This is a genomic window from Ruminococcus albus AD2013 (genome assembly GCF_000526775.1).
Classification (GTDB): Bacteria; Bacillota; Clostridia; order Oscillospirales; family Ruminococcaceae; genus Hominimerdicola; species Hominimerdicola alba_A.
On sequence record NZ_JAGS01000001.1, the window covers coordinates 1,756,335 to 1,774,784 of the forward strand.

General features: G+C 43.2%; 13 protein-coding genes. 7 read left to right on the forward strand and 6 right to left on the reverse strand.

Annotated features, from left to right (window positions below; translation table 11 throughout):
* Nucleotides 1–15: 15 nt before the first annotated feature.
* The 4 genes from cooS to N773_RS0107730 all read right to left on the reverse strand — a co-directional run bounded on the left by cooS (nt 16) and on the right by N773_RS0107730 (nt 4,708).
* Nucleotides 16–2,139, reverse strand: coding sequence for an anaerobic carbon-monoxide dehydrogenase catalytic subunit (gene cooS / locus N773_RS0107715; protein WP_024857252.1), 2,124 nt, complete (start codon nt 2,137–2,139; stop codon nt 16–18).
* Between the two features lie 89 nt (nt 2,140–2,228).
* A complete protein-coding gene (locus N773_RS0107720; RefSeq protein ID WP_024857253.1) occupies nt 2,229–2,999 on the reverse strand; it encodes an ABC transporter ATP-binding protein in 771 nt (256 codons plus the stop codon).
* Nucleotides 2,999–3,760: an ABC transporter permease gene (locus N773_RS0107725; RefSeq protein WP_024857254.1), complete on the reverse strand. Its 762-nt coding sequence runs from the start codon at nt 3,758–3,760 to the stop codon at nt 2,999–3,001. Before N773_RS0107725 ends, N773_RS0107720 begins: the two co-directional genes overlap by 1 nt.
* A 15-nt stretch (nt 3,761–3,775) precedes the next feature.
* Entirely contained in the window at nt 3,776–4,708 is a 933-nt protein-coding gene (locus tag N773_RS0107730; protein WP_024857255.1) for an ABC transporter substrate-binding protein, read from the reverse strand.
* A gap of 451 nt (nt 4,709–5,159) precedes the next feature.
* Here N773_RS0107730 and N773_RS0107735 point away from each other — a divergent pair, with 451 nt between their 5' ends.
* From N773_RS0107735 to N773_RS0107760, 6 genes are all read left to right on the forward strand, one after another.
* Nucleotides 5,160–6,314: a YibE/F family protein gene (locus N773_RS0107735; RefSeq protein ID WP_196231610.1), complete on the forward strand. Its 1,155-nt coding sequence runs from the start codon at nt 5,160–5,162 to the stop codon at nt 6,312–6,314.
* Nucleotides 6,314–7,129: a YibE/F family protein gene (locus N773_RS0107740; RefSeq protein ID WP_024857257.1), complete on the forward strand. Its 816-nt coding sequence runs from the start codon at nt 6,314–6,316 to the stop codon at nt 7,127–7,129. Before N773_RS0107735 ends, N773_RS0107740 begins: the two co-directional genes overlap by 1 nt.
* A gap of 210 nt (nt 7,130–7,339) precedes the next feature.
* The gene (locus N773_RS0107745) at nt 7,340–7,642 is read left to right on the forward strand and encodes a hypothetical protein (RefSeq protein WP_024857258.1); all 303 of its coding nucleotides are present in this window, start codon (nt 7,340–7,342) and stop codon (nt 7,640–7,642) included.
* Nucleotides 7,643–7,736: 94 nt separating this feature from the next.
* Complete coding sequence (locus N773_RS0107750) at nt 7,737–9,326, forward strand: metal ABC transporter solute-binding protein, Zn/Mn family (RefSeq protein ID WP_024857259.1); 1,590 nt, start codon at nt 7,737–7,739, stop codon at nt 9,324–9,326.
* Between the two features lie 230 nt (nt 9,327–9,556).
* A complete protein-coding gene (locus N773_RS0107755; protein WP_024857260.1) occupies nt 9,557–10,669 on the forward strand; it encodes a GGDEF domain-containing protein in 1,113 nt (370 codons plus the stop codon).
* 202 nt (nt 10,670–10,871) lie between these two features.
* Complete coding sequence (locus tag N773_RS0107760; RefSeq protein ID WP_024857261.1) at nt 10,872–12,722, forward strand: diguanylate cyclase; 1,851 nt, start codon at nt 10,872–10,874, stop codon at nt 12,720–12,722.
* An 84-nt stretch (nt 12,723–12,806) separates the two neighbouring features.
* Here the strand turns inward: N773_RS0107760 and N773_RS0107765 are convergent, their stop codons facing one another.
* Both N773_RS0107765 and N773_RS21165 read right to left on the reverse strand, forming a co-directional pair.
* Entirely contained in the window at nt 12,807–14,198 is a 1,392-nt protein-coding gene (locus tag N773_RS0107765; RefSeq protein ID WP_024857262.1) for a sensor domain-containing diguanylate cyclase, read from the reverse strand.
* A 310-nt stretch (nt 14,199–14,508) separates the two neighbouring features.
* The gene (locus N773_RS21165; RefSeq protein ID WP_024857263.1) at nt 14,509–15,147 is read right to left on the reverse strand and encodes a type II secretion system protein; all 639 of its coding nucleotides are present in this window, start codon (nt 15,145–15,147) and stop codon (nt 14,509–14,511) included.
* Nucleotides 15,148–15,819: 672 nt separating this feature from the next.
* On the opposite strand from N773_RS21165, the gene N773_RS0107775 reads away from it, so the two are divergent.
* The gene (locus N773_RS0107775) at nt 15,820–18,309 is read left to right on the forward strand and encodes a dockerin type I domain-containing protein (RefSeq protein ID WP_024857264.1); all 2,490 of its coding nucleotides are present in this window, start codon (nt 15,820–15,822) and stop codon (nt 18,307–18,309) included.
* The last annotated feature ends 141 nt before the right edge of the window (nt 18,310–18,450 follow it).

Genomic DNA, 18,450 nt, shown 5'->3' on the forward strand with positions numbered 1-18,450 from the left:
TTTTATTCCTCCAAATTATTTATCCCAGCCAAGCGCTTTTCTCTTGGCTTTCATATCAGCAACTATCTTCTCGCCCAGCTTTACAGGGTCTGTATCAACATTCATGGACGAACCCAGTGTCTCCAAAGTACCGTATTTCAGGAACTCGATAACATTCTTTGAACCGTATATCTGTGCTTCAACACAGTGATATGAGCTTATACCGTTCAGCCTGAATCCCAGTGCCGCATCTATGCCCTTTTCGTTGCCCCATTCAGGCGATGAAAATGCAAAAGGCATCTCATACATCTTATGGCCCAGCGCACCTGCAACTCCTGCAAATATTCCCGATGAACGTGTATTATCGATACATTCTCCCACGTGCCATACAGGGGGCAGGTCGGGTTCAAGGAACTCTCTCAGGCTCTCTCCTGCTTTCTCTTTGCCCGATACAGCACAGTATCCCAGCTTCATAAGCGGGAAAGAAGCACAGCCGTTGGAGATTATCAGAACATTGTTTTTCAGCAGAACATCAGCCACATCTACGATGCACTTTTCGTACAGCACCTTGGGATTGTTACATCCCACCATGTTCACGATACCCAGTATCCTGCCGTCCTTTATAGCTTCCGCAAGGGGCTTCATGCTGCCGAAACGCTTGTGGATATATTCCACCGAGAAACCGACTTCTGCTTCCACCTCATATGGCGGTATGTAAACTGGTATACCCTTTCTTGCTTCAAAGCTTTCGATAGCACGGCGAACGATCTTTTCGGCAAGCGCCTTTGTTTCGCCGATATTTGAATGATGATGATCGTATTCATATCGTTCAGCACCGGGAAGTCTCGCTGACTCACTGGTAGTAACAACAGTGGTCTTGAAGCAGTGTGCAACTTCCATGATGGACGGGAATACGTCCTGAACATCAGCCACCCAGAGATCAAGTGCGCCTGTTCCCAGTACCAGTTCAGCTGATACAGCATTTGAAAGCGGGATAACTCCTGCATATCTGTACATAGCCGAAAGCCCCGAACAGCATATGCCGTAAAAACGTATGCCCTTTGCACCTGCTTTTTTGGCGAGTTCTATCAGGTCTTCACGCTTTCCTGCTTCAACTATCTGGCTTACAAGCAGAGGCAGATGACCATGTACCGCGATATTAACATATCCCTTTTCAAGCGCACCGATATTGACCTTTGAAGTCACTCTGTCGCCTACGCCGAAAAGGCTGTCCGTTGCGATAGATGCACCTACAACTCCCGAGAATGTGAACGCCAGACCACATCTCAAAAACTGCTGCATTACCGACTTCCAGTCGCCGTCGGTCGCACATCCGGATTTGTGATAAGCTTCAAAAACTTCATGATATGCGCTTATGGGCAGGATATCCAGATCTTTCCATACTTCCTGTCTTTCAGGAACAGCACAGGCTGATATGGTCTTGTACTCACCGGGCACCGATCTTGACATATCTTCCAGCAGTGCGTCCGCAAGATCTTTGGCAACATTTTTCAGCTGACGGTTCTTCTGCTTTATGCCGAAAGCTTCCGCCGTTGAACGTATCTTCTGTTCGCCCATTATGGGAACATCAAGCTTGCCCTCTGCCGCCCATTTCAGTGCAAGCATTACTTCTCTCGCGTGCATACCATGCTGTGCAGCACCTGCCGCAGCGGAACGGAGAAGATTTCTTGCAACGATGAGGTCTGCATCAGCACCGCAGATACCCTTTGGGGATTTCGCAGTTATACGACATGGTCCCATATTGCATATCTTACAGCATATGCCTGCCAGACCGAAATTACACTGAGGTTTCTGCTTATCAAAGCGGTCGAACGCAGTATCTATACCAAGCTGTTCCATGCGCAGCAACATTTCCCTTACAGCAGGGTCTGGGGTCTGATCGATGACGTCCTGCTTGCTGGGAAAAGTCTTTTTATACTCGGTAACAGCGTTCATATAATCCCTGATGAATGCCTGCGGATCATCAGCCTCACCCTCACTATGGCTTGCTTTTAATATCACAGTAGGGATACCGTGTTCATCAAAGCCGATGATGTTTCTGTGTGAATGGATATGTGCAGGCGAATGATGGTCATGTTCGTGATGATGTTCATGATGATGCTCATGCTCGTGACAGTGTTTATGTTTATTCTCGCTCATAATACCAGCCTCTCTTAAAAATACAATTCATATTATACCACAACACTATGAATTGTTCAATACCCTGTCTGAAAAAATCACCTGATAAATCAGATATAATACTCTATATATTCGTCGGTCTTCATATTGAAAAGTTCAAATATACGGTCACGGACGTATAAAAAGTTCTCACCTGTCCTGTTTCGGTGTTCGCCAAGAGGGACTTTTACGATACTCTTTATCCTGCCGGGGTCTGCCATCATCACAACTATCCTGTCAGCAAGAAATACTGCTTCTTCGATATCGTGGGTAACAAATATGATAGTCTTTTTCTCCTCGTGGGATATCCTTAGGATATCCTCCTGAAGCTTCATTCTTGTGATAGCATCAAGGGCACCGAATGGTTCGTCCATGAATATGATATCGGGGTCAACCGCAAGACCTCTTGCTATGGCAACTCTCTGCTGCTGTCCACCCGAAAGCTGTCTGGGATAGCGCTTTTCATACCCGCTCAGCCCCACCAGTTCAAGGTACTTCTTCGCAATTTCCGCACGCTCGGACTTGGGAACTTTTTTTGATTCAAGTCCCAGTTCCACATTTTTCTGAACATTTCTCCAGGGGAGAAGTCCGTAATTCTGGAAGATGGTTATGTTGTTGATCGAGGGTGAAGTTACTTCCTTTCCGTCAATCGTAACAGTACCGCTGTTGACCTTTTCAAACCCTGCCAGCGCGTTCAGAAGTGTACTTTTTCCACAGCCGGAAGGTCCCAGAAGGCATATAAATTCTCCCTTGTCAATGCTGAGAGAAACGTTATCCAGTGCAACAAACTTTTTGCCGTCCTGAACATAATTCTTGCAGGCATCTTTTACCTCAATATACATCACGCAGCACCTCCCCACGATTTAAGTATCACTTTTTCGATGAGTTTCAGCAGACCGTCAAGCAGTATTCCGATAATACCGATCACAAGTATCGTCGCAAGAAGTATATCCGCGCGGATATTGTTTCTCGCATCAATTATCTGATAGCCGAGTCCCGACTGTGCGCCCACCATCTCACCTGCAACAAGGAATATCCATGCAGTTCCCAGCGCAAGGTGGATACCGTTTGCTATCTGCGGGAACGCCGCAGGGAAAATAACTTTCCACGTAAGCGCAGGCTGTCTGATACCGAAGTTCTTTGAAACTTTCAGGTACACAGGGTCGATATTTCCCACCGCCGACACCGTTGAAAGCAGCACAGGGAAAAATGCCGCAATAAATATTATAACGATAGCAGGAACATCACCTATACCGAACAGCAGAACGATAAAAGGCATCCACGCTGTAGGTGAGATAGGTCTTAAAAGCTGTACCGCAGGATTTATGTACTGAAACAACTTCGGTACTCTTCCAAGTATCAGTCCCAGTACCACAGCAACGATCACCGAGCTGAAATATCCCGTAACAAAGCGGTACATACTCGTTCTTATATTCTCAAACAGTTTTCCGTTCTCTATCAACTCTACCAAGGCATCAAATGCCATTTTAGGTGATGGGAACAAAGCCTTATCATAACTGCTGACAGAGAACAGCAGCTGCCATATCAATATCAGTATCGAGACCGATATGATAACGTTTTTCAGTGAGAGCAGTTTTTTCATCATTATCACGCCTTATCAAAAATCATTTTTTACAAAGTCCGCATATGCGGGAGGGTTATCGGAAAGCCCGTATGCCTTGACTTTCTCGGCAAGTGCATTGTAAGCTTCCTCTGTTATGTCGAGATCGTTATAGGATATCCACTGAAGTGAGGTGTCCAGTACTTCATCGGTCTGATTCAGGTACTTTTTCGCTACCTCTTTAGCCTTTTCCTTATCGAGGGCATTTCCTGCCGCCTTATAGCTTTCAACGAATGACTTAGCATCATCATGACGCTCATCAATGAATTTGTCAGTGAGTACAAGTCCGCAGCAGAGGGATTCTTCCCAGAGTTCCTCCGAACTGAACAGCACCTTTCCTACTCCGAGGTTAACACCCATTGCACCAAAAGGTTCAGCCACGCAGTAGCCGTCTATCTGACCGCTTGCAAGTGCAGAAGGCATTTCGGTAGGTGCAAGCTCGGTAACATTTACATCGCCGATATTAAGACCCGCTGTTGCCAGTGCATCATTCAGCAGAATGTTGTGAGATGACTGTCTGTGAGGTATCGCAAAGGTCTTGCCTTTAAGGTCGGCGGCAGAACCGATATCATTTGAAACAACGATAACATTTCCGTCGCGGTGTCCCAGTGCGACCGCTTTAAGTCCTATGCCTTCCTCTTTTGATTTCATAGCAAGTTCTATAAGTACCGAAGCACCGTCAACCCTGTTTGAATTGAGGGCGTCCAGCAATTCTGCCCATGAACCGTACTTTACAAGTTCAACTTTCAGTCCCGATTCTTTTTCAAGTTCTTCAGCTTCTTCAAGAACAGCCAGTGAATGGGTTATGGGGAGATAAGCTATCTTAACAGTGTTTGCATCGTCTTTATTCTTGCTGTCTGCCTTTCCGCAGGAAACAGCAGAGAACGCCAGTGCGGCAGAAATTATAAATGCAGGTAATCTTTTCTTCATAGTAATATTCTTCCTTTCAATATAAAAATGTTATATCGTAAACTTTCCGATACCAGATCATACCGTCGTATACGAACGTATACCAACTTATACGGTCGTATGTTGTCGTATACCAGCTCAATCCTGATATCGTACCTATTATATAGCTAAACATATAAACTTAATCACTCATATATTTCATATCTGTTTAATAGGCTTTATTTATTATACATCATAATCCCTAGTGTGTCAATAGGAAAATCAGCACATAAAAAAAAGTCGTACAAATTACTACAATTTCAGTAGGAATTCAGGAAATTAATTGTGAGTATTCACCCAACACGCACTTCTGTACAAGTTCTCCGGTGATATCATGAAAGCATTTACAATTTATAATATATATCGGTTGACTTAACGCTGCTGATCAGATATAATATTATTGAGCATTATGATGCCAATATCAACAAGGAAGATGATAGATATGAACCTGAAAGATCTGCTGAAAAAGGTCGGCAGAAAAAAAGCAGTGACGATATTTATACTGTTTTTGATCTGTATCGGTGGGGTGATATTCACCGAAAATGACTATTTCCTTTATGACAGAACCATAGCAGAAGTCGTTTCGGCATCGGAAGAACTGACTCGTTCCTCCCCCGCCCTGATAAACTCAAAGGAGTATCAATACACCCAGCGTCTGACAGTTGAGATCAAAAACGGCGTACACAAAGGCAAGTTCGCCACAGTGACAAATAAGTATTCCTCCTCACTGGTGACAGACGAAAAATACTCAAAAGGCGACAAGCTGTTTGTGGATGTAAATGGTTCGGGTGATACACTCAAAGCGACCTGCACGGGTGTAAAACGTGACGTTTATGCTGTCGGTGTTACGATGCTTTTTGCACTGACCATTGTTATAGTCGGGGGTAAAAAAGGCGCACTTTCTCTCCTTTCTGTTACCTTAAACACTCTGATTTTTGCCGCCGCCATCGAATTTTATCACCGCGGTCTTGACCTTTTCGGACTTTGCCTTGCGGCGGCATTTCTGTTCACTGCTGCCTCACTAACTATCGTCAGCGGTGTAAATAAAAAAACTGCGGCGGCAGTAATTTCCGCACTTTGCGGCACCGCTGTCACCATCGCCATTGCGTATACAGTACTTAAACTCACAAAGGGCAGAGGTGTGCGTTTCGACCAGATGCAGTACCTTATAAAACCCTATGAGGAAATATTTATATCTGAACTTCTTGTAGGCGGTCTGGGTGCGATAATGGATATCTCCATAACCATGTCATCGTCAATGTCGGAACTAATCGACAGGGACAGCAGTATCACTTTCTCCGCACTAAGGCATTCGGGACGCGAGATAGGCAAGGATATCATGGGTACCATGACAAACGTCCTGCTTTTCACCTACGTATGCGGCTGCATACCGCTGATAATACTTGCACTCAGGAACAATGTCACGCTTACGGACGTTCTCAACAATTACCTCGATCTCGAGATCGTCCGTGCATTTGTCGGCGGAATTGGCATAGTCCTTACCATACCCATAGCGATATTCATCTCGACACATATGCTGAAAGGTACTAAAAAGATATCACCTCAGCCGAAAGAAGGCGATGCCTGATGGAATTCATACTCGGAACGATTCTTCTGATACTGATGATAGCAGTAGGCGGGGTAAGAGGTGCCAAGACCTTCGCCGCTATGTACGCAAACATCATCGTACTGATAATCACAGTCTTCCTGATAGCCTGCGGTGTGAACGCCGTTGCTGTGACGCTGATAGGCTGTTCTGTCATAGGCGTAGTGATACTGTTCTGGATAAATGGTGTGAACATCAAGACCGTTACGGCATTCGCGTCTATCGCAACAGTACTTCTTCTGTTCGCGGCGGTGATGCTGTACATCGGTTCAAGCTCCCACATACAGGGTTTTGCTGATGAAAACACCGAGGAGATATGCTGGTACAGTCCTGATATCGGGCTTGATATGCGGCAGGTAACTCTTGCCATGATGCTTACCGGACTTATCGGTGCGATAACTGACACAGCAATCGCCATAACTTCTGCGCTGTATGAAGTCCGTGAGAATAATCCCGAACTCAGCATGAGTGAACTTTTCATCTCGGGAATGAATATCGGCAGGGACATAATCGGCACTACGACCAACACACTTCTCTTCGCCTACATCGGTGAATTTATGACTCTGGTCATCTGGTTCCGCGAATACGAGTACTCATTCTCTGAGATAATCAATTCAAAGGTATTCTGCCAGGATTTTCTCCAGATAGTATCCAGCGGTGCAGGTTGCATGACAATAATTCCTGTTGCGGCACTGTTCATGGCGTACAGTCTGACACACAGAAAGCCACGCGAAACCGATGGTGAAACAGAACAAAGCTCCGAAGGACCGAGCATGACAGATAGTTCGGCAATCTGATCCGTACGGTAAAACATAGACTAAAGAAATGTAAGCTATTCGGGAAAAGAGTTTCAGAAGGCTTACATTTTCTTTGTCTTTTTTTACAAAATTAATTTGAGAGTAGCTCTCATTTTAGCAAATGATTAGAATATATCTTTAATTCATTGACAAAAAGAATCTGAACAGATATAATATAAAACTGAAACAGATACAGAGAGGTGAACAGATATGTCGAAGCGCAGAAACAAAGCCATATCATGGATAATAGCGGCAGTATTCAGCCTTGTCATATTCTGCTCCGCTGCATTTATCATCACTCACGCCGAACATGAATGCAGCGGTGAGGATTGTTCTATCTGTATTGAACTTGCAAAGCTTCACAAGACACTTCATGAACTCGGTACAGCAGTTGCGGGTGCGATCATACTTACTCTGATGACCTGCTTCATTGCCATACCATGCAAGAAGATCGCGAGTTCCCATTCATCACACACGACACTTATTTCGCTTAAAGTGGAGCTTCTGGATTGAATAACGCCCCCATAATAGTATATACAAACATTACAGATAGGTGCGCACATTTATCTGTAAACTTATAAGGTTATTCAATTCGGAGGTTCTATTTATGTTAAAGAAAAAAATCGGCATTTATGCTTTGACACTCGTAATGGCAGCGGTCGGTATGACAAGCTGTTCGGCAGCTTCTGCGGACAAGTCGGACGTGAAAGGTAAAAAGAAGTCTGCTGACGGTTCTGAGACTTTCAGTGTAGTTTGCACAATATTCCCCGAGTACGACTGGGTAAAAGAGATACTCGGCGATCACGCTGACAATGTTGAGCTCACCTATCTTCTTGATAACGGCGTTGATCTTCACAGCTATCAGCCTACTGCTGACGATATACTGAAGATCAATACCTGTGACCTGTTCGTATATGTGGGCGGAGAGTCCGATGAATGGGTGGAAGATGTGCTTGAAACTTCTCAGAACAAGGATATGAAAGTCATAAACCTTATGGAAGTTCTCGGAGATTCCGCTAAAGTAGAGGAACTCAAGGAAGGTATGCAGGAGGACGAACATGACCACGAGCATGACCACAGCAAGGAAGTTTCCACCTTTGAGGACGATGAGGTACAGGACAGGAGCCTTTCAGACTGGGCAGGCGAATGGCAGTCTCCATATCCTTTCGTGTTGGATGGAACACTCGATGAGGCGTGGAAAGCCATGGCTGAAACAAAAGGTAAAATGACTGCCGAGGAGTATAAAGAATACTACAAGACAGGCTATGAGACAGATATCAAGTCTGTAAAGATCGACGGTGATAATATCACATATACCTACGATAACGGAAAGACCGTAAGTTCGGATTACAAGTATACAGGATACTTCATTCAGGATTGGTCGGGCGGAACAAGAGCTGCAATGTACAGATTTGAAGCTGAGGACAAAGAGTCGGGCGCACCTGTTTATATCGAGTTCAATGACCATATGATCGAACCTGCAAAAGCCGAACATTTCCACCTTAGAATGAGCAATGAAAGCTATGATGCTATCGTCGATCCCGAAAAGTACTGGCCTACATTCTTCCCTGCTGAAATGAGCGGAGAGGATATCTGCGATCATCTTGCAGGTCATGACAAGGATGAGGAAAAACACGAGCATGAACACGAAGAGGGCGAAGAAGAATACGATGAACACGTATGGCTCTCTATAAAAAACGCAGAGGTACTCTGTGCTGAGATCGAGAACAACCTTGAAGCTATCGACTCAGCAAATGCCGCAGACTACAAGGCTAACCTTGACAGCTATATAGCGAAACTCTCCGAACTTGATAACAGCTTCAGTACACTTGTTGATAATTCTTCCGTTAAGACGCTCATATTCGGGGACAGATTCCCCTTCCGCTATTTTGTTGATGATTACGGTCTTGACTACTTTGCAGCATTTATCGGCTGCTCCGCTGAAACAGAAGCAAGCTTCGATACTATCGTATTCCTTGCAGATAAAGTCAAGGAGCTTGATAGTAAAACTATATTCACCCTTGAAAATTCAAGCAAGGATATAGCGGAAACTATTATCAGCACATCGGGCAAAGAAGTTGATATAGCCGAACTCAACTCACTCCAGTCTGTATCTAATGAGGATATTGAGAACGGCGCAAGCTATCTCTCCCTTATGCAGAAGAACTATGACGTTCTTGCATCTGTTCTTAAATAAGATATCCCTCAACAATATGATATTATTCGACCGCATCTGACCGCATAACGATCGGATGCGGTCGATTTTTATTCATAGGCATATTTCCGATAAAAGAGTTGAATAAGTTAAAAAGATGAACAACTTTGTCTAAAAAAATCCATTCAAAAACTATTGAAATCTATAAAACTTTATGGTATAATAACTTATAAATAGACTGTATACATTTTTACAGAAAGCGAAGTGATGATATGTATAACGACCAGCAATATAAAAAAGATCTTGAATTCATTGAAAAAATCGATAAGAACGTATCTTCTAAGGTCGTGTTCTTTCTGTATTTTTTCCCGCTTATCGCTTGTCTGGCTGCACACGCGCTTTATCTGACGCTGTTTACCTTTGCAGGTATAAATCCAATGGTAAAATTCAACATTGGCAGCGTGGGCTTTTATGCGCTGCTGATAATACTCGCCCGCTATTTCAAAGAAAAACTCAATCTTATCTATGCTTCAATGGCAGAGATAATCGTTCATGCGATAGCAGCAACAGTGTGCGTGGGACTGAAACCCGATTTTTGTATGTTTCTGCTTATGATAATACCTCTGGCATTTCTTGTCCCCAATAAAAAAAGGTTCATACCATTTATAGTAATGTTCATATCCGTGCCTGCTTACGGGATACTAAGATACATCTACATTATTCCGGGACGGGAGCGTTATGATATGAGCGATTCTTCTTACGCGACGTTATTTTATGTGATAAATATTCTGATTGGCTCATCCGTGCTTATTTACGTTGCAATGATATTCACTTGTATGCACTGCTATTATGACTGCAAAACGAGAATCCAGAACGAACAGCTGAGATCAATGGCTTCCACCGATCCCCTTACTAAGCTGAACAACCGGCGCGAAATGGGCAGGATCCTTAACGATGTCGTAAATAACAGCCGTAAAAGCGGTAAAGGTTACATTATAGGCATAGGCGATATCGATGATTTTAAGAAGGTCAACGACAGTTACGGACATGACAAGGGTGACGATGTTCTTTCCAATATAGCGAAGATCATTACTGATAATCTGCCTGAGGGTGGATATGCTGCAAGATGGGGCGGTGAAGAGTTCCTGTTTGTGCTGCCGGATTCTGATACAGAAGAGGGTTTGGTCTGCGCCAACAATATAGTAAAAAGCGTCAGAAAACTGCGCTTTAAGAAAAGTGTTACAGAATTCTCTGTCACCATGACGATAGGTATATGCGACGGACACCCTGAAAACAACATAGAAAAAGTTATAAGCCTTGCCGACAGCAGACTGTACAAGGGCAAACACAACGGCAAAGATCGGGTGGTCAGCACTGATAAATAATTTCACACTGTCGGTTATCGGAAATATCAAAAGTTTTCCCGCCGCAGAAAAGATTTGCAGCGGGACTTTTTAGTTCAGGAATATCAGGGTATCAAAAATTGAATAAGTTAAAACAATGAATAACTTAATTCTAAAAAAATCATTCAAAATCTATTGAAATTTGTGGCATTTTATGGTATAATAATACAAAGGTGGTGAGACCATGATAAACGGCAAAAAAATAATAGCCTTATGCACCTCAAGGATATATGATCCTCAGCAGCATAGCTATATAAAAAATCTGAATGAGCGACTGAAAAAGCTTGATATGTGCCTGTTCATATACGCGCTTAATATGGATCTTTACTGGAATGAGAACTTGCCCCATTCCGAAGCAGGTATTTTTGAACTCATCCCCTATGACCGCGTCGATGCCGTTGTTATCATGGACGAGAAGATAAAAAGCAAGACCGTAAGCAAAAGTATAATAGCACAAGCGCGGTCCCATTCCGTTCCCATTATCGTGGTCGATGCGGAATATGAAGGCACTACAAATATATACTACGACTACGCGGCAGGCTTTGAAAAAGTCGTTCGCCATGTTATAGAAGATCACGGTGTGACCAGACCCCATTTTATGGCAGGATTCAAAAATAACCGTTTTTCGGAGGAACGGCTTGATTGTTTCAAACGTGTGATGAAAGAGAACGGACTGCCTTTTGATGAAAGCATGGTCAGCTACGGAGATTTCTGGGCTGTGCCTACACGCGAGGCTATGAAAAAACTCCTTGCTCGCGATGAACTTCCGCAGGCTATAATATGCGCTAATGATATAATGGCGATAAACGTAATGGACGTACTTACCGAAGCTGATATACGCATACCCGAAGATATGATCGTTACGGGCTTTGACGGACTGCATGAGGGTGATCTTTGTTCACCGCCTCTGACTACCGCTTCATGCAGCAGCAAACAGCTTGCCGATGCAGTAACAAAAGCCATTTTAAAAAGGCTTAACGGAGAAGACTGTGATAACATAGCCGTTGTTCCCGGATTTATGCCAAAGAAGTCCTGCGGCTGCAGCGGATATTTACCCGCCGACAATGTCACAAACAGCTTCAATATCGGTTTTTATCGTTACGAAGATGATATGCGCGTGCTGTATGAGATGTCCGTAAAAATGCAAATGTCAGATTCAATAGAAGCTGCAATATGTTGTATGCGCGATGACAAAACAGAAGAAATGTGCTGTATCATCAGCAAGAACTGTCTGGCAACAGACCGCAACTTCTTCCTTGAAGATGTGGATATGGGAGATATGTGCCTTATATATGAATCCTACACTTATCCGAATAAGATAAGGGATTTCGATAAGGAAGATATCGTTCCCGGTTTGGATATTCTGCTGGAAAGCGGATATCCGCTGATATTCAATGTTCTTGATTATATGAACAAACCTTTCGGATATACCGTATTCTCATACCACCGGTACGACATAACCGAATATTCCAAATCAGCAGGTGTTACCAACGCTTTCAATCTGGGTCTCGGCGGACTTATTACACTGCGGTATCAGCGCTTTTTATCAAACAAGATAGCACAGATGTACCTTAACGACAATCTTACAGGTCTGTATAACCGGCAGGGATTCCAAGCCGCTATCGATAACGAACTCGAAAAACCTGCGAACTATGGCAAACAGCTGACTGCGATAATGTTTGATATAGACGGGCTTAAAGCCATAAATGACAACTTCGGACACGATGCAGGCGACAGAGCCATAGCAAAAGGCGCTTCCGCGCTGAAAGAAGCCTGCCCGCCCGACGCATATTGTGTGCGTTTCGGCGGAGATGAGATGATCGCACTGATCATAGGCGAATGTGACAGTGACACGATAATATCACGGATAAACTCCATACTCGAAGTCAGCAGCAAGAATGAGGAATTTGAGATAAAAGCCAGCTGCGGAGCATTCTCTCAGCCTATAACACAGGATATGGAGCTCAACGATGTCATCAAGCGTGCAGACAAACATATGTATGAGATCAAAAAATCCCACAAACAGCACAGATAATTCAAGGCGTATGCATGATTAATGCATACGCCTTTTAAATCCTGAAATCTGCACCGAATAACTATATCTGTCCGCCGAACTCATTCACCTGTATTTAAGTTCGGGATTGCGGCGGTAATACTCTTTTTTATCGTCATACATACGCTCATCTGCAATACGCATAGCGTTGAGTATATCTATATCTCCATCGACAAAGCATACGCCAACCGCAAAATGACCGTCTTCTTTTTCCGACTGCTCCCTGAGTCTTGCAAGTCTTGAGTCTATTTCAGCTTTATCAGCCTGCTCGACTAATATCATGAACTCATCTCCGCCTGCACGGTATATCTCGCTGTCGAAAAATACGCTTTGCAGTATATCAGCCACCTTTTGGAGAAGCAGATCCCCCGCACCGTGTCCCTCAACATCGTTCACCTTTTTAAGACCGTTCAGATCAGTGAACAAAACGGCATATGGTGCGTTGATCGTTTTCTTTCCTGCTTTTATTTCATCTACTATATTGTTCATTGCATTTCGGTTCTTTACACCTGTCAGCATATCGATGGTGCTGAGTATCTCAAGCCTTTGCAAAAGCTGATAATTGTCGATCTCGGAAGCGATAAAGAACGTGCTCAGTTCAAGTGTCTCTTTGATCTTTACAGCATTATCAACATTGAAATTACTGGCAAACATATATCCCAGAAGCTTTCCGTTGTGATTCAGCGGGAACATAACGATACTTTTTACACCCGCTTCATTCAGTGAACTATGCCATACAGGATTTTTCGATCTCAGCCACTCCATATCATCTTTATCCTTGATTATTATGCAAGTGCTGTCACCGATGGTATCCTTCCATGTTTCGACTATATCATAAAATTCATCGTTGTTGTAATTATCTATGGAATTTATCGGCGCATCTCCGCCCCTGAAAGCTTCGCACAAAGGGGTGCATCTGCGTTCATCCTCATCAACAAGAAGTATACAGCAATAGTCTGAATCACATATACCGCGGATATCCTCTATAACTTCCTGAAAGGTCTGACGTGTATCATTCTGCCCATGGAGTTTTATACAGGTCTGAAGTACTGCGGCAGATGTATCAGCAGAAAGGGTCGCCCTCTGTTCAGCATTTACCTCCTGCGTGACCTCGTAAGAATATATACAGTATCCGATATTTTCCTTATCGGATTCAAGAGGAAGCAGGAACATATTCAGCCAAAGTCCCATCTGCGGAAGGCTGACATAGGAATGAAGAGGCTGTCCCATAAATGCACAGCGACAGCAGAAATCTTCAAAATTCTTATTTTCCGGGAAATATTCCGAATAGGGAGAATCTGGGATAAAGGGTCGGTGCATGGCATTCATCATATCTTCATAATGAGCTTTGTTTCCCGCCGCGATGCGTATATTTCCATATTTACCGTCCGCTGTTCTCTCAACCGAAATAATACAGGTCTTACTTTTATATACAGAAAGAATGCTATCAAAATCCATAGAGCAACCTCCTATATTACTTTTATTTTATTATATCACAAATTCTGAAGTAATTCAAGAGCTGAACATAAATTCAACATTATTTTTAAGGGTTATCCCTCTGACACACCACATTATATTCTGTAAATCGCTGTTTTGCAGTGTATCAGCGGTATAACCATATTCAGATAAAAACGCAGCAGATGAAAATGACCCTGCCGGAACGCTTGTCCCGACAGGGTCTTGATTTTGGGGAAGTTGGGGAAAACTATATTATGCAGGTTTTACAATACACACAAGTCATTTGGAATTAAATCATTGAGAAAACAGGTCAGTGATTATTATGATTAGCGTGTTCTATAGCAAATTCATCGGAATGACCTGCTGCAAATTTGCAGAATAACTTGGTTGCCTTTTCATCTGCATCAGCTTCTGCAAGCTGGCTGGTACCGGCTTTTGTTGCACAATATGAAATATCCAGATTTCCATCAGGCATTATTCTGAAATGTATTTCATAAGCTACCCAGTTATGGTTTGAATGACACATAAGGTTTGTATCTTTCTTAAATACCTGCTGTTCGCGATCACCAGCGACATCTCCGCCGCGTATTCTTATTGCAGCATTCGGTTTAACATATCCATTGTCGATCAGCATCTGCATCATTTGTTTTGAAGAAGTTCTTACATCGTCCTTACCAACATAGATATAACCCCAGGATGAAGTACCGTCTGCATCAAGGTTTGTTGACCAGGGATTATATAAACTAAGATCACCATCCAAAGCGGCTGTTGACATGATTAGTTTTCCGAGATCTTTTGCTTCATTAGCATCACGGGTATTGTTTGCCTTTTCGATCAGCCTTAATAAGTTCGGAACGATTATAGCAGCTAAAGTTGCTACAATAGCCATTACTGTGATAAGTTCAACCAACGTAAAACCCTTTCGGTTCGGATTATTATATTTTTTCATATTAAACCACCCTTGTAATCATTTTCTGAATTTTCCTGTTACGATCAAACCATTATCTGATCACGTTTCATCAGCCACGCCTGATGAATGCATTTGCGAAACAATTTCGGCAGTAAAAATATTTTCTGAAAACTCTCAATATTTTCTTAGTTTCGATCAGCGAATATTTAGTTTTCTGATTATAACTATATCACTAGTTGTACCTTTTGTCAATAGAAGTTTTGTTATAAATCAATGAATGCGAATTGTGATTTAATCAATCCATCGCCAGAAATACCATATATTTCCGCGAAAACGTTTGATTTGTGATTATATAAATGTTTTTGTTTTGTTAAACGATGTATTGTATTGAACTTATAATCTATTAACATAAGTTTTAGATTTTCTCTTTTTGCTTTGCTTGCTGTTTAAGTTTACGAAAACTAAATTTTCGTAATTGATAAATGCATTAATAAACCTATAATAATCTGTTTTATTATAAACATGATTAAAGAATGATCTGCGGCCACAAACTACGCGAGAGACATTATGATAAATTGATACAATATAAAAGGTTACTAACGCTTTATCAGCCAAAAGCAATTGACTTTCTTGGATAAATGTGGTAAAATATTAAATATATTAATCAATCATTGTAAGACCGGAATTATTGATTTTTTAGGAGGAACTGAAATGAATATAGCGTTCAAACGTATAACCGCTGCAGTTATAGCTTTGACCATGTCCGCAGGCTCTGCACCGTCCATATGCGGCAGCTTTCAGATTTTTGAGGGGACATCGCTGACAGCTTACGCCGCTGAGGTCAACACAGCTAAGGTATCAAATTACGATGAGCTGAAAGCAGCTATTGCAAATGAGGATATTTCAACAATAGTAGTCACCGCAGATATTGATGTGCCCTGTGACACAGTAACCAGATCAACGGTGACCACATTACAGCTGGTCATCGACCGCAGTCTTACTATCGAAAGTGCAGAAGGCAAAAAGTTTACGATAAAACGTACTGCCGCAGAAGGCGCTAACAGCGGCAGCCTTACCTCTGTATTTGGCATAAAAGGAAACGGTACAGGCGATGGATATAACAACGTTTCCACCAATACCGTTGAAGTGGAATTGCGAAATATCATCATTGACGGCGGCGCAGTATGGAGCGAAGATGGTATAACAAATACATCTCCACACAATTCAGGTGTCAGCGGACGAGCTATGATAGATGTATTTCAGGGCGGTGTGCTGAACCTCGGTGACGGACTTGAGCTTCGCAACTCCTCTACCACCAATTCCACTGATACCACCTGTTCTGACGGCGGCACATCTGCAAACTACGGCGGTGCTGTAAGAGTTGATTATACCAGACCTCATGGCGGCGGAACAGTCAATGTAAAAGCAGGATCAGTTATACACGATTGCTATGCAAACGGCGGCTGGGGCGGCGCACTGGGCGCATACAACTTTGCTCATCTTAACGTTTACGGCGGAACTATATATAATTGTGCTTCAGGCCACGGCGGAGCTATCGGCTGCACATACAGAGCAGGAACTTCGAGAGATGACGCTGCTACTGTAAATATGTACGGCGGATATATCCACGACTGTTATGCAAACTACCGCGGAGGTGCGATAAATTTCGACGGAAATACCGAGAACTTTGTCCTTGGCGGCAAAATAGAGAACTGCCATGCCGACTTAGGCGGAGCTATCGCAATGAGCGACGGCACCGTAAATCTGAATCTTCCCGACGTTACATCAGGACAGCTGACTATCGAGGGATGCGGTGAGAGCAACTTTACACCTGATTATGGATACAGCGGTCTGGGAAGAACATCTTCAGGTTCATCCTCAAGCCTGAACAATACCAAAGTTGTTACAGTCTCATTTGATGGTATGCGCGGTGAAGATGACAGGTACGCTTCTCTGACAATATACAAACAGCTTGATGACGATGGAAACTGGCAGGGTAACTCTCTGGGCGAAGCTTTCCCGGGCGACCCTGTTCAGGCAGGTTATGTTTTTGACGGTTGGTATGACAACAAAGAATACAGCGGTGTACCCGTAACTGCACAGACGGTTTTCGATAAGGATACCACACTTTACGCAAAGTGGAGAGATCACGATCATGAATGGTCATACACAGCTTATAATAATACAATAACCGCCGAATGCACCGCTGACTCTATATGCAATGTCAAAAAAGATCTTACACTTACACTTTGCGCCCCCGAATCACTTACCTACGACGGAACAGAAAAATCAGCCTATATCGATGATAACTATAACAAAGCAGCTTTTCCTGACAATTACACCATAGAATACTTCAACGGAGATAAAAAGCTGTCCTCCGTTCCTGTTGGTGCAGGTGACTACACAGCTAAGATCAAAGTCGGGAATGCGGTAGCAAGTGTTGATTTTACTGTTGCTAAAGCCAAACTTACTGTCACCTCCGAAGGATACAGCGGAACATATGACGGTGCTGCACATGGTATCACTGTTGACACAGGCGATTCGGATGCAGAAATATATTACGCCGAGGAAGAACTTACCAAGGATAATTATATGACCGCAGGCACCACCGAAGATCTGACATTCACAGACGCAGGCGAATACACCGTGTATTTCTATGCTGTATCTGATAACTACGATCCCATTCCCGCAAGCGGAAGCAATACGGTGAGCATCGCAAAGTCAGAAGCTACAACTTCCGCCAAGCCTACTGCTATAGCTGATCTTAAATTCAGCGGTGAAGAACAGGTGCTTGTCACCCCCGGCTCCACCAAAGACGGAGATCTCGTTTATGCTGTAAGTGACAGCAAGGAACAGGCTCCTGATGATAAGGAATATTCCGAAGATATCCCCAAGGGAAAAGAAATCGGAACTTACTTTATCTGGTTCAAAGTTAAGGGCGATAAAAACCATTTTGATACTGAGGCAGAATGCATTGAAGCTGTGATCGGAGAAAGCAGATCTTCACTGGGCGATGTCAACAACGACGGCATTATAAATGTTACCGATATCACAAAGATTGCCGCTCATGTCAAAGGCAAAAAACTGCTTAAGAATGATGAGATCATCCGTGCTGACATAAATAAGGACGGAAAGATAACAGTTACAGATATTACAAAGGTAGCCGCACACGTCAAAGGCAAAAAACTTATAAAAGGATAAAACGCTATATTTTCAGTAAAAAGCAAGGCAGCAGTAAAAAAACACTGCTGCCTCTTTTTGTCACGGAATAGTCTCACAAACTGATCGGAAAACAATGAACAAAGTCCTGCCCGAAATGTGCAGGACTTTGTTTGCCGGTAA

What these genes read in the sequence shown, in the direction of transcription:
- cooS (WP_024857252.1), bottom strand. Translation starts at nt 2,139, where the DNA reads ATGAGCGAGAATAAACATAAACACTGTCACGAGCATGAGCATCATCAT.
- N773_RS0107720 (WP_024857253.1), bottom strand. Translation starts at nt 2,999, where the DNA reads ATGTATATTGAGGTAAAAGATGCCTGCAAGAATTATGTTCAGGACGGC.
- N773_RS0107725 (WP_024857254.1), bottom strand. Translation starts at nt 3,760, where the DNA reads ATGAAAAAACTGCTCTCACTGAAAAACGTTATCATATCGGTCTCGATA.
- N773_RS0107730 (WP_024857255.1), bottom strand. Translation starts at nt 4,708, where the DNA reads ATGAAGAAAAGATTACCTGCATTTATAATTTCTGCCGCACTGGCGTTC.
- N773_RS0107735 (WP_196231610.1), top strand. Translation starts at nt 5,160, where the DNA reads ATGATAGATATGAACCTGAAAGATCTGCTGAAAAAGGTCGGCAGAAAA.
- N773_RS0107740 (WP_024857257.1), top strand. Translation starts at nt 6,314, where the DNA reads ATGGAATTCATACTCGGAACGATTCTTCTGATACTGATGATAGCAGTA.
- N773_RS0107745 (WP_024857258.1), top strand. Translation starts at nt 7,340, where the DNA reads ATGTCGAAGCGCAGAAACAAAGCCATATCATGGATAATAGCGGCAGTA.
- N773_RS0107750 (WP_024857259.1), top strand. Translation starts at nt 7,737, where the DNA reads ATGTTAAAGAAAAAAATCGGCATTTATGCTTTGACACTCGTAATGGCA.
- N773_RS0107755 (WP_024857260.1), top strand. Translation starts at nt 9,557, where the DNA reads ATGTATAACGACCAGCAATATAAAAAAGATCTTGAATTCATTGAAAAA.
- N773_RS0107760 (WP_024857261.1), top strand. Translation starts at nt 10,872, where the DNA reads ATGATAAACGGCAAAAAAATAATAGCCTTATGCACCTCAAGGATATAT.
- N773_RS0107765 (WP_024857262.1), bottom strand. Translation starts at nt 14,198, where the DNA reads ATGGATTTTGATAGCATTCTTTCTGTATATAAAAGTAAGACCTGTATT.
- N773_RS21165 (WP_024857263.1), bottom strand. Translation starts at nt 15,147, where the DNA reads ATGAAAAAATATAATAATCCGAACCGAAAGGGTTTTACGTTGGTTGAA.
- N773_RS0107775 (WP_024857264.1), top strand. Translation starts at nt 15,820, where the DNA reads ATGAATATAGCGTTCAAACGTATAACCGCTGCAGTTATAGCTTTGACC.